Annotated in this window: 12 protein-coding genes and 1 other RNA gene; 2 read left to right on the top strand and 11 right to left on the bottom strand. The window is 37.9% G+C overall.

The features are described from left to right. The 3 genes from CCE82_RS01270 to CCE82_RS01260 are packed head-to-tail and all read right to left on the bottom strand — an operon-like array spanning window position 1 to window position 2,948. Complete coding sequence (locus CCE82_RS01270) at window positions 1–675, bottom strand: tetratricopeptide repeat protein (protein ID WP_086427626.1); 675 nt, start codon at window positions 673–675, stop codon at window positions 1–3. Between the two features lie 15 nt (window positions 676–690). After that, a complete protein-coding gene (gene mnmA, locus CCE82_RS01265) occupies window positions 691–1,803 on the bottom strand; it encodes a tRNA 2-thiouridine(34) synthase MnmA (protein WP_086427625.1) in 1,113 nt (370 codons plus the stop codon). Continuing rightward, on the bottom strand, window positions 1,803–2,948 hold the full coding sequence (locus CCE82_RS01260; protein ID WP_086427624.1) for a cysteine desulfurase family protein: 1,146 nt from the start codon (window positions 2,946–2,948) through the stop codon (window positions 1,803–1,805). Before CCE82_RS01260 ends, mnmA begins: the two co-directional genes overlap by 1 nt. A 209-nt stretch (window positions 2,949–3,157) precedes the next feature. Here CCE82_RS01260 and CCE82_RS01255 point away from each other — a divergent pair, with 209 nt between their 5' ends. After that, entirely contained in the window at window positions 3,158–4,171 is a 1,014-nt protein-coding gene (locus tag CCE82_RS01255; RefSeq protein WP_086427623.1) for an LLM class flavin-dependent oxidoreductase, read from the top strand. Between the two features lie 217 nt (window positions 4,172–4,388). Here the strand turns inward: CCE82_RS01255 and CCE82_RS13010 are convergent, their stop codons facing one another. The 4 genes from CCE82_RS13010 to cymR form a co-directional block, all read right to left on the bottom strand. Further along, complete coding sequence (locus CCE82_RS13010; protein WP_167370951.1) at window positions 4,389–4,550, bottom strand: hypothetical protein; 162 nt, start codon at window positions 4,548–4,550, stop codon at window positions 4,389–4,391. A gap of 36 nt (window positions 4,551–4,586) precedes the next feature. Then, complete coding sequence (locus tag CCE82_RS01250; protein WP_086427622.1) at window positions 4,587–4,772, bottom strand: CsbD family protein; 186 nt, start codon at window positions 4,770–4,772, stop codon at window positions 4,587–4,589. Between the two features lie 67 nt (window positions 4,773–4,839). After that, complete coding sequence (locus CCE82_RS01245; RefSeq protein WP_086427621.1) at window positions 4,840–5,670, bottom strand: aldo/keto reductase; 831 nt, start codon at window positions 5,668–5,670, stop codon at window positions 4,840–4,842. 33 nt (window positions 5,671–5,703) lie between these two features. Next, on the bottom strand, window positions 5,704–6,123 hold the full coding sequence (cymR, locus tag CCE82_RS01240; protein ID WP_086427620.1) for a cysteine metabolism transcriptional regulator CymR: 420 nt from the start codon (window positions 6,121–6,123) through the stop codon (window positions 5,704–5,706). Window positions 6,124–6,238: 115 nt separating this feature from the next. Here cymR and CCE82_RS01235 point away from each other — a divergent pair, with 115 nt between their 5' ends. Continuing rightward, window positions 6,239–7,513, top strand: coding sequence for a replication-associated recombination protein A (locus CCE82_RS01235; protein WP_086427619.1), 1,275 nt, complete (start codon window positions 6,239–6,241; stop codon window positions 7,511–7,513). Between the two features lie 708 nt (window positions 7,514–8,221). On the opposite strand, the gene CCE82_RS01230 is transcribed toward CCE82_RS01235, so the two are convergent. The 4 genes from CCE82_RS01230 to hisS form a co-directional block, all read right to left on the bottom strand. Then, complete coding sequence (locus CCE82_RS01230; protein WP_086427618.1) at window positions 8,222–8,989, bottom strand: tRNA threonylcarbamoyladenosine dehydratase; 768 nt, start codon at window positions 8,987–8,989, stop codon at window positions 8,222–8,224. Window positions 8,990–9,071: 82 nt separating this feature from the next. Then, a non-coding RNA gene (gene ssrS, locus CCE82_RS01225) (6S RNA) lies at window positions 9,072–9,265 on the bottom strand. A 70-nt stretch (window positions 9,266–9,335) separates the two neighbouring features. After that, window positions 9,336–11,102, bottom strand: a complete 1,767-nt coding sequence (gene aspS, locus CCE82_RS01220; RefSeq protein WP_086427617.1) for an aspartate--tRNA ligase — start codon at window positions 11,100–11,102, stop codon at window positions 9,336–9,338. Further along, the gene (hisS, locus tag CCE82_RS01215) at window positions 11,102–12,373 is read right to left on the bottom strand and encodes a histidine--tRNA ligase (RefSeq protein WP_086427616.1); all 1,272 of its coding nucleotides are present in this window, start codon (window positions 12,371–12,373) and stop codon (window positions 11,102–11,104) included. Before hisS ends, aspS begins: the two co-directional genes overlap by 1 nt. Window positions 12,374–12,489 lie beyond the last annotated feature (116 nt).

The following is a 12,489-nucleotide window of genomic DNA, read 5'->3' as shown; positions in this document are numbered from 1 at the left end:
TTACGCCTCCTCTTCGTCTTTCATTATTCGAAATGTTTTAAGTGCATGTTGACTGAGTAGATGTTGCTCGTCCATTTCTACTGCACGTTCAAATCCTTGAATAGCAGCATCAATATTTTCATTTAACATATAAAGCGCTAATGTTAAGTTATATTGTGCGTCAGCATGTTGTGGATCACGCTCTAATATTTGATTCAAAATAGGAACCGCTTGATCAAACATTTCCAACTCACACATAAGCAACGCAAATTGAAATTGCACTTCAAGATCTTCAAAGTTTGAATCTAATTCAGCTGCACGCATTAAATATGGGAGCGCTTGTTTTTTAGCATCGAGTTGGATCAACGAGAGTCCCAACATATAATGTGTATCTTTATGATCTACCTGATGTGATAAAGCTTGTTGATACAATTTGACCGCTTCTTGAAAACGACCTTCATTAAAATAAACATTGGCTAAGTTATAATAAATCACACCATTATCTGGTTTTAGTGTCAGTGCACGTTGAAAAAATCGTTCTGCTTTTTCAATTTCTCCTGCTTCTGCCAATAACACACCTGAATTAATATAATTTTCGACCTCGTCAGGATGCGCTTCAATATTGTTAAAACTTTCTTGTAATGCGCGTTCGAATTGCCCTTGTTGAATGAGTTGATGAATTTGTTCAAGTTCCATTTGAGTCACCTTTTCCTATACGACATAATCTAACTGACCATCATTTTTATAGACGTCATCAATCGTCGCGCCACCCAAGCACACATCACCATCATAAAACACCACTGCTTGACCTGGTGTAATCGCACGAACAGGTTCATCAAATGTCACTTTTACAGCGCCATCATGGTGTGCAGTCACAGTAACACCGACATCTTTTTGACGATATCTAAATTTTGCAGTACATTTTAACGGCTCAGCTAAGTCCGTTTTGTTTACAAACGACACATCAGATGCAATTAAATAATCACTATATAAAGCATCATGATGAAAACCTTGTTCGACATATAAAACGTTGTCTTTTAAATTTTTACCTACGACAAACCAAGGATCTCCATCTCCGCCAATCCCTAAACCGTGTCTTTGGCCGATTGTGTAATACATGAGCCCGCCGTGTTGTCCTTTAAGTTCACCACTTAAAGTACGCATTTCTCCAGGTTGTGCAGGTAAATATTGCGATAAAAATGTTTTGAAATTACGTTCTCCAATGAAGCAAATGCCTGTTGAATCTTTTTTCTTTGCGGTTGCTAGATCTTGTTCTAACGCAATTTCACGCACCTTTTTCTTATCAATATCCCCAATTGGAAACATCACTTTACTTAATTGCGCCTCAGTCAATTGATTTAAAAAGTATGTCTGATCTTTATTGTTATCTACACCGCGTAACATTTCTACAGAGCCATCATCATGATGACGTACACGTGCATAATGTCCAGTAGCCACATAGTCCGCGCCAAGTTTTAATGCATGGTCTAAAAAGGCTTTAAATTTAATTTCTTTATTACACATCACATCAGGATTGGGTGTACGACCTTTTTTATATTCGTCTAAAAAGTACGTAAACACTTTATCCCAATACTCTTTTTCAAAATTAACTGCATAATACGGGATGCCGATTTGATTACATACAGCAATGACATCATTGTAATCTTCTGTTGCTGTACAAACACCGAATTCATCTGTATCATCCCAGTTTTTCATAAATATACCGATCACATCGTAGCCTTGTTCTTTCAAAAGGTGGGCTGTTACAGAACTGTCTACACCACCCGACATACCAACTACGACACGTGTGTTTTGGTTGGTCACTATTGCTCCTCCTTAAATTTTAAATAAATTTTCTGTATTTCAATCACAATTTCTCTAATATCTGCAGGTGTTACTTGCTCATTTAAGCTTATACGAATCGAATGATCGACACGTGGTGAGTTTTCACCATACATCGCTAACAATACGTGGGACGGTATAGTGGAACCTGCTGTACATGCTGAACCTGACGATACATAAACACCAGCTAAGTCTAGTAATGTTAACATTGTCTCTACATCGACGAATGAAAAATGCAAATTGATAATATGATTCGTACTGTCCACCATTGAACCATTGTATTCAAATGGAATAGCGCGTTCTTGTAAGCCGACGAGTAATTGCTCTTTTAATTGCGCTAAATGGACATTATTTTCGTCGCGTGAAGCCTCTGCTAATGTTAAAGCTGTCGCGAGCCCTACAATGTGTGGGACATTTTCGGTACCTGCACGTCGCTTCGTTTCTTGTTCACCACCAAGTTGAGGATAAGTGATACGTGTTCCATTTTTCACATACAGCACACCTACACCTTTAGGCCCTCCAAACTTATGTGCTGTCATACTTAAAGCGTCAACATTTAAGTCTTGTACATCGATAGGTAAATGCCCTACTGCTTGAACGGCATCCATATGAAAATACGCGTCATAATCTGCCAAAACTTCTTGAATATCATAAACGTGTTGAACTGTGCCGACTTCATTATTCACGAACATAATGGATACGAGCGTTGTATCTTCTCGCATACTCTGTTTCAATTGTTCTAGGTCAATAATCCCTCCAGCATCGACGTCTAAATAAGTCACTTCAAATCCCTGCTTCTCAAGGTATTCGAACACGTGCAATACAGAATGATGTTCAATCTTTGTCGTAATTAGATGTTTGCCTTTTGCTTGATTTGCATAAGCAATTCCTTTAATGACAGTGTTGTTTGACTCGGTTGCACCACTTGTAAAAATCACTTCATTCGTTTTCGCATTCAAATATTGTGCTACCGTTCTTCTTGATTCATCTAACAACCTTCTCGCATCACGACCTTGTGAATGTATCGAAGAAGGATTACCAAAATGTGTTTGATAGACGGCCATCATTTTTTCAGCAACTTCTGGTTTTACCGGTGTCGTTGCTGCATAGTCTGCATAAACACCCATCGTTACGTCAGCCCTTTCTCATAATCAATGTTCCTATTTTAGCACTTGCTATCTAAAAATTCTAGTACAGTGATTGGTTTTATACGTTCAAATTCACCTCTATTGTAATCTTTAAAAGTTTAGAATTCAATGCGTGACCTAAAGCACTTTTTGTGAGTTCGTTCAGTCAACAATGTTATACTGTCGCTATGAAAAGGAGTGGTAAAACGATGCCGAACCCAATAAAATATTCAGCATTAAACCTTGTCCCTATTAGAGAGGGCAATAATGATAAAGAAGCAATTGATCAAATGGTAGCGCTCGCTCAACATTTAGAACAACATCAATATGAAAGATTATGGATTGCAGAACATCACAATGCACCGAATCTCGTAAGTTCAGCGACTGCGCTACTCATTCAACACGCATTGCACCATACGAATGAAATGAGAATTGGTTCAGGAGGCATTATGTTACCGAACCATGCCCCACTCGTTGTCGCTGAACAATTCGGTACATTGAATACATTATTCGGTGATCGTGTGGACCTTGGATTGGGGCGCGCACCAGGCACAGATATGGCTACTGCAAGTGCATTACGTCGTGATCAACATCAAGGTGTTTATCAATTTCCTGATGAAGTACAACAATTACTGCAATATTTCGGACCTGAAACAAAGCAAGGTTACGTTAAAGCGATTCCCGCTGTGGGTAAAAATGTTCCGGTTTATATTCTCGGTTCGTCGACGGATTCCGCATATTTAGCTGCTAGAGAAGGTTTGCCATACGTTTTTGCAGGTCATTTTGCACCACAACAAATGCAAGAAGCAATTGCTATTTATAAAGAGCGCTTTGAACCATCCGAATATTTAAAAGAACCTTATGTCATCATCTGTTTAAATGTGATTATTGCGGATTCAAATGAAGAAGCGCACTACCTTGCAACGACACAATCACAAGTTTTCGCTAGTATATTAAGAGGAAGAATGGATAAAATGCAACCTCCAACAGATGATTTGAGTCAACTGTTATCACCGAGAGAAATCGCTATGGCTGAAGCGCGGATTCAAAATTCACTCATTGGTGATAAGGCATCAGTCAATCAACAATTCGATGCACTTATCCAAAAATATGGTTCGATAAATGAAATCATGGTTGTTAGCTACATTTATGACACAGCATTACAACATCGCTCATACCAATACTTTAAAGAACTGATTGATGAACGAAACCAACACTTATAAAGACTTGCTTCAATTTTGGGATGAGACATAGAAAATTTTTATGTCCCATCTCCAAGTTATTTTAATCTTAAAGGTTGTGGCAGAATAGACCCTCTCTTTTAAAGCTATCATAAAAAAGCCTGGGACATTATCCCAGACTCTTTCCTAACATTGAATTCATAATAATATAAAAGAATAAATGAACTTAGATTTATTCAACAAAGTAATGATAGTGCGATTATTTATTGTCGCCAGTAAACTTATCTAAAGCATCTTTCGCTTTATCTATAAGACTACCGCCGTCTTTGTCCTCTTTATTATCGCCTTTTTGACTCTCTTGATATTTATTATAAGCGTCTTTTGCTTTGTTTAAATACTCTTCACCTTGTTTTTTATCCAATGCAATCATCCTTTCATTATTAATTTAAACCAAAAATTATTTTTTAAACTTGTCAATCATGTCATTTGCTTTATCTTTAACGTTTTCAACAACTTCTTTCGCTTTACCAGAAGCTTTATCTTTCTTACCTTCATTTTCTAAAGATTCGTTATCAGTGACATTACCTACTGTTTCTTTGATATTACCTTTAGCTTGTTCGAATTTATTTTCTTGATCTGCCATAAATGATGCCTCCTTAAGAATGTCTCATTATAAGTATTCCACATTCATCAACAGATTAAACATTATTTTAGAATTCTTCGTAAACAGCTGGGTCTTGATTTTTGCGTCGACCGTCAGCACGAGTAAGTTGATCGATCGCTTGAAGATCTTCGTCCGTAATATGAAAATCAAAAATATCAAAGTTTTCAAGTTGACGTTTTGATGATGTTGCTTTAGGAATTGGCATTACGCCATTTTGAATGTGCCATCTTAAAATCACTTGAGCGACAGTTTTGTCATATTTAGTTGAAAGTTGTTTCAGCACAGGTTCATCCATCACACCATTATCACGACCTAATGGGCTCCATGCTTGTGTTAAAATACCTTTTTCTTCATGATAGGCAATCATCTCTTTTTGGTTAAAATAAGGATGTAACTCAATTTGATTAATCGCTGGCAACACACCTGTTTCTTTCTCAAGTTGCTCAATATGTTCAGGAAGGAAATTACAAACACCGATATGTCTGATTAGGCCAGATTTTTGTGCCGCAATCATCGCTTTCCATGCTTCTACAAACTTACCTTGTTTAGGGTTCGGCCAATGTATTAAATAAAAATCAAGATATTCAAGTCCGAGTCGATATAATGATTCTTGGATTGTTTCATAAACTTGTGGCTCACTTTGATAGCGTCCAGGAAGTTTTGAAGTGACCCAAATTTCATCTCTATTGACATGACTATTTTGAATCGCTTTACCTACAGCACCTTCATTTTCATAATTGTATGCTGTATCTAATAAGCGGTAACCTAGATTTAGCGCATCTGTCATAGCATGTGCACCTTTTGTACCGTTTAACTTATACGTTCCAAATCCTAATTGATCAATAAATTGTCCATCTTTTAAAGTAAACTGTTCCATAAGCGCCTCCTTAATTTATAACAAGATGCGTGATTAAATATAAAACATATATCCTTCTAATGCATCTTTATCTTGGTAGTCAGCTAAAGACTGTAGTGTCGTTTGATCGAGCACTTCTTTGACCGCATTACGCATACGTAACCATAACTGTTGTTGACCAGGTAGTTCAGACTCCATACGCTCTACAATTGTCAATGGGCCTTCAAGTAAGCGGATAATATCACCTGCAGTAATTTCAGTCGCTGGCATCTTTAATTCATACCCGCCTTTTGCACCTCTGACACTTCTAATCAACCCCGCATTTCTCAGTGGGCCTACAAGTTGTTCTAAATAGAGATCACTCAAACCATTTTCTTCGGCGATTGTTTTTAATGACACACAACCTGTTCCATGTCGTTTAGCTAGAGCAATCATTAATGTTAAACCATATCTTCCTTTAGTGGAAATTTTCATTTTTACCTCACCTTAACCTTACATCATCCGATTTATTTTTATTTTAGCATTTTTTATATTAATATAATACCATTGTATATAAGAGTACAAAACTAATATCAATGGAGGGATCAAGATGTTGACTGAACCGCTCGCTTCCAGAATGCGCCCACGAAACATAGATGAAGTCATTGGACAACAACATCTCGTCGGAGAGACAGGGATTATTCGCCGTATGGTTAATGCCCAAAGGTTATCATCTATGATATTTTATGGTCCGCCTGGTATCGGAAAGACAAGTATTGCACAAGCGATTGCGGGCAGTACTGCTTTTAAATTTAGACAACTGAACGCTGTCACAAATACGAAAAAAGATATGCAAATGATTGTGGATGAAGCTAAAATGTCAGGACAAGTCATTCTCTTATTAGATGAAATTCATAGACTCGACAAAGCAAAACAGGACTTTTTATTGCCACATTTAGAAAATGGCAAAATTGTATTAATTGGCGCAACCACTTCAAATCCTTATCACGCTATTAACCCTGCCATTCGTTCCCGGGCTCAAATTTTTGAACTTTTTCCGCTAGATAAAGAGCAAATTAAAAGTGCATTGTCCAATGCGTTAGAAGATGAAGAAAGAGGATTAAAACAATTTAATGCGAGCATTGATGATGATGCATTTGAATACTTTGCCACTCAAAGTCAAGGCGACGTGCGAAGTGCTTTGAATGCTTTAGAATTAGCCGTGTTAAGTTCAAATGATCAACCACCGCATATAACACTTCAAGATGCAGAAGATTGTTTACAACGTGGGGCTTTCTTAAGCGATAAAGATGGGGATATGCATTATGATGTAATGAGTGCATTTCAAAAATCTATTCGTGGTAGTGATGTCGATGCCGCACTTCATTATTTAGGGCGATTAATTCAAGCGGGTGACCTTCCGACTATAGCGAGAAGATTGCTCGTCATCAGCTATGAAGATGTAGGTTTAGCGTCTCCTAGTGCTGGTCAACGGACATTAGCTGCTATCGAGTCCGCTGAAAGACTTGGATTTCCAGAAGCACGTATACCGCTCAGCCAAGCAGTTATCGAACTATGTCTCTCACCAAAATCGAATTCAGCTATTCGCGCAATCGATGCAGCTTTAAGTGATATACGTCAAGGGCATGTCGGTCAAGTACCTGATTATTTAAAAGATGGTCATTATCAGGGTGCAAAGGAATTAGGACGTGCGATTGGCTACCAATACCCTCACAATTATCCAAACGGCTTTGTCGCCCAGCAATATTTACCAGATTTGTTGAAGCGTAGACAATATTATGAACCTAAAGATACATCGAAGGCAGAGCAACAATTTAAACAGATTTACGATAATATTAAACAGCAACAAAGTGAATTGTCATAACATAAAAACACATGAGTGGTTATTAAAGATTAAGATGGGGATGGGACATAATCATTTTTGATGCTGTGGATGCAGTATTTTGTTTAACTTGCCCTCGCTGTGATTTGTAGCTTCTGATTGCCCTTATGGCTTCGCGTTTCTTAGGGGCTGGCCTTCAACTCACTAACGCTTGATTAAACTGTTACATTTGTTGAAGCGTTAGTGGATTTTGGGAGCAGTACAGAAATCTCATGTGTAACAAAGATTTCGTAGTACTGCCCCCGCAAGGCTGACTAGACTTCTCAAAGGCATGTGTATTGAGAAGTCAGACAGCTACTGCGATAAACAGTAACCACTATTAAAATTAGAAGATGTTATTTGGCTTTCAACTTTATCCCTCGGGAGTCTCAGCCTTCTGGGCAATCTTACATCAAATGCAGTCACTTAGGGCAAGTTGATGAAATGGAGACAACCCATAACATCCAATGATTACATCCCATTCATCCTCATTTTTAGCTGTTTTATCATCATTAATCGATATATGTACATAAAAAGGAAGGGGACTAGAAAATTAAGTTTTCCCAGCCCCTTTCCTACTATTGGCTTAATTACACATTTACAAGAATAAACCAAATAAAAAATACGTATACAATTGATTCAATTCAAATTCCTTGAATAGTTCATTTGAATCGAACTGAATTGAAAGTGCCGCACCTTTATATTTCAACATTATTTATCTTTAATGCGTTGGACTGTGATGTCTTTCAAAATGTTATTACATACGTAACTTGCACAAATTAAACCGACAACACTTGGCACATAAGCATTAGATGATGGCGGCATTTGTGCTTTTCGGTTTTTGCCTTGAGTATCACCTACTACAGCTTTCACATCTTCGCGAATCACAATTGGACTTTCACTTGAAAAAACAACTGGAATCCCTTTTTTAATCCCTTTTTGTTTTAATTTATTTCTAATAATACGCGCCATAGGATCAGTGTGTGTTTTTGAAATATCCGCAATTTCAAATTGTGTCGGATCCGTTTTATTCGCTGCCCCCATACTCGAAATGATTTGAATACCACGCGCTAAACATTGTTCCATTAAGTGAACTTTATAAACAATCGTATCACTCGCGTCAATGACATAATCGATATCATAATCCGCAAAAAGTTGTTCGTACGTTTCTTCTGTGTAAAACATATGTAATGGTGTCACTTTACAGTCAGGGTTAATGAGGCGAATACGTTCTTCCATCAAACTCACTTTGCTTTGACCGATTGTTGTAGTGAGTGCATGCAATTGACGATTCACATTTGTAATATCTACATCATCTTTATCTATTAAAATAATATGTCCGATGTTGGTACGTGCTAAAGCTTCTGCAGCAAAAGAACCTACCCCACCGACACCTAATACAGCAACTGTTGTTTGTTTTAATTTGTCGAGCCCTTCTTGTCCGATAGCCAGTTCGTTACGAGAAAATTGATGTTTCATGTTTAACTCCTTTAATTACAAATTCATGCCCAATTTTAAATCAACTCATAAAAAATACGCAAGACACGAAGCCTTGCGTACCGATAGATCCGTTATGCCGTAGTTGTAAAAGTGCTTGATCATTTTGGCCTGCTATATACAGGTGGGTGCCCTGTTTCTTGTTTTGCAAGTCCTCCTATAGAGGCGTGTGCGCTGCAAGAAAACCCATTGGGCTCCCTGATCAAAGAGTGTTAGGTCAAAATACATAAAGCGAACTTACGAACACTACAGATGACTATCTTATGAATTAATCATATCACAATTTAATGATTATTCAAGAAAAAAGTTTGCGCACTGCGTATTCATATTAATGTTTAATTCGCAATGATAATTCGTCCAGTTGTCTTTCAGATACAGGACCTGGTGCATCTGTCATTAAATCTGTTGCAGATGCAGTTTTAGGGAAGGCAATTGTATCACGTAAGTTTGTACGGCCACTTAAAATCATGACAAAGCGGTCTAAACCTAAAGCGATACCGCCATGCGGTGGTGCACCATATTTAAACGCATCTAATAAGAAACCGAACTGTTCTTGCGCTGCTTCTTCAGAGAAACCTAATGCTTTAAACATACGTTGTTGAAGCGCTGCGTCATGAATACGAATTGAACCGCCACCTAACTCGAAACCATTTAATACAAGGTCGTATGCTTGCGCTTGTGCCTTTTCAGGCGCAGTCTCTAATAAATCAATATCTGCCACTTTTGGTGATGTGAATGGATGATGCGCTGCAACGTAGCGACGCGCTTCTTCATCATATTCAAGTAACGGCCAATCTGTTACCCATAAGAAGTTATATTGTTCCGGATCGATTAGACCACGTTCTTTTCCAAGTTTGTTACGTAATGCACCTAAACTTTGTGCCACGACATCTTTTGAATCCGCAACAAATAATACGAGATCTCCCGGTTTAGCACCTGTTAATGCTTGTAATTGAGCGACGTGATCTTCTTCAAAGAAACGTGCAATTGGACCATTCAAGCCGTCTTCTACAACTTTGACCCAAGCTAAACCTTTTGCACCATAGATGTTAACAAATTCAGTTAAACCATCAATGTCTTTACGTGTATAATCTGATGCAGCACCTTCAACAACAAGCGCTTTTACTTGTCCACCACTTTCAACTGCACCTTTGAATACTTTGAAGTCCATGATTTGACCAAGTTCAGACACGTCTAATAATTCCATACCAAAACGTGTATCAGGTTTATCTGTACCATAACGTGCCATCGCTTCAGCATATGTCATGCGTGGAAATGCATCTGTCATTTCAATACCTTTTACATCGGCAAGCACTTTTTTAACCATTGCTTCTCCTAATTGAATGACATCCTCTTGCTCTACAAAGCTCATCTCAATATCGATTTGCGTAAATTCAGGTTGACGATCTGCACGTAAGTCCTCGTCACGGAAACATTTTACGATTTGGTAATATTTATCAAATCCACTAATCATTAAAATTTGTTTAAACAACTGTGGAGATTGTGGTAACGCATAAAATTCACCGTCATGTACACGAGAAGGCACAAGATAGTCACGCGCACCTTCTGGAGTGGATTTTGTTAATACTGGTGTTTCAACATCATAGAAACCATCTCCATCTAAAAATTGACGGATTGAACGTGTAATTTGATGACGCATTTTAAATGTTTGCGCTAGTTTTTCACGACGTAAATCGAGATAACGGTATTTCAAACGAATATTTTCATCTACATTTAAGTTTTCTTCGTTAATTGAAAATGGAGGCGTTTCAGATTGATTGATAATGTTAATGGATTTCGCTTGGACTTCTACTTGTCCTGTTTTAATTTTAGGGTTAATCGTCTCTTCATCTCTTTTTGTCACTGTCCCTGTAATTTCAACGACATATTCAGAGCGAATACGTTCTGCCACTTCAAGTGCTTCCTTTGAAAAATCAGGATTGAAAACGACTTGTACATAACCTTCTCTATCTCTCACGTCAACGAAGATTAATCCACCTAAATCACGGCGATTGTGCACCCATCCTTTAAGTGTAATTTCTTGTCCTAATAATGCTTCTGTCACTAAACCACAGTAAGTCGTTCTCTTTGCCATTATTCTTTACCTCCATGAATATATCTTTCTATTTCTTCAAATTTCATTGTTTGTGATTCACCCGTGGCCATATGTTTTACAGCTACTTCACCGGCTTCAAGTTCTTGATCACCAATGACAATAGTATATGTCGCGTTTAAACGATCAGCTTGTTTCATTTGACCTTTTAACTTTCTTGACAAATAATCTTTATCGACTGAAATACCGCTGTGTCGAAGTTGATTCAGTAATGTCACTGCAAAGTCATCCGCTTTCTCACCCATTGTAGCGACAAATAAGTCAATGTGCTGCGTTTGCGGGAATTCAATGCCTTCTTCTTCTAACGCGAGTAATAATCTTTCAATACTCAATGCAAAACCAATGCCTGTTTCACTCGGTCCATCTAATAGTTCAAGTAAGCCATTGTATCGACCACCGCCGCATAAGGTTGTAATTGCACCATCATATGCCTCGTTGTCCATCATTAATTCGAATGCAGTATGTGTGTAGTAATCCAGTCCTCTTACTAATTTAGGGTCCACTTCGTAAGGAATGCCAAGTCGATCTAAGTGTGATTTGACCGCTTCGAAATAATCTTTTGAGTAGTCATTTAAAAAGTCAGTAATTGACGGTGCTGTTTGAATTTCAGGTTGATGACGATCCACTTTACAATCTAAAATACGCATAGGATTCGTTTTAATACGTTGTTGACAGTCTTTACAGTAGTTATGAATCACCGGTTGAAAATGTTCGCGTAATGCATTTTGATAATCCACACGCGACTCGGCATCCCCAACACTATTAATGACTAATTTCAATTTTTTCAAACCGAAAGATTGATAAATGTGCATCACCATTGCAAGCACTTCTGCGTCGATACTAGGATTTTCTGCACCAATCGCTTCTACACCGAATTGATTAAATTGACGGTAGCGCCCTTTTTGTTTTCTTTCATAACGAAACATTGGGCCGTTATAGTACAACTTTACAGGTTGATTCGGTAAACCTTGCATTTTGTTTTCGATATAACTACGAACTACCGCAGCTGTCCCCTCTGGACGTAATGTAATACTACGGTCTCCCTTATCTTTAAACGTATACATCTCTTTTTGCACAACATCTGTAGAGTCACCTACACCGCGTGCAAATAAATCCGTACTTTCAAAAATCGGGGTTCTTATTTCTTGATAATTATAAACTTCCATCAATTTGTGTAATCGCGCTTCAATATAACGCCATTTCGACGTTTCTTCAGGTAAAATATCTTGCGTACCACGTGGAATGTGAATCATCTTTATCGCTCCTTTTCATCTCTATTCTCAATCTCATCCATTTGTTTGAATAAAAAAAGCCCCCTGTATGCATTAAACATACAAGGGACGTACTTTATTTTGCCGTGTTGCCACCC

This window comes from Staphylococcus cornubiensis, assembly GCF_900183575.1.
Taxonomy (GTDB): Bacteria; Bacillota; Bacilli; order Staphylococcales; family Staphylococcaceae; genus Staphylococcus; species Staphylococcus cornubiensis.
The sequence above is the reverse complement of the archived record's forward strand: the minus strand, read 5'-3'. Positions and strand labels throughout refer to the sequence as shown.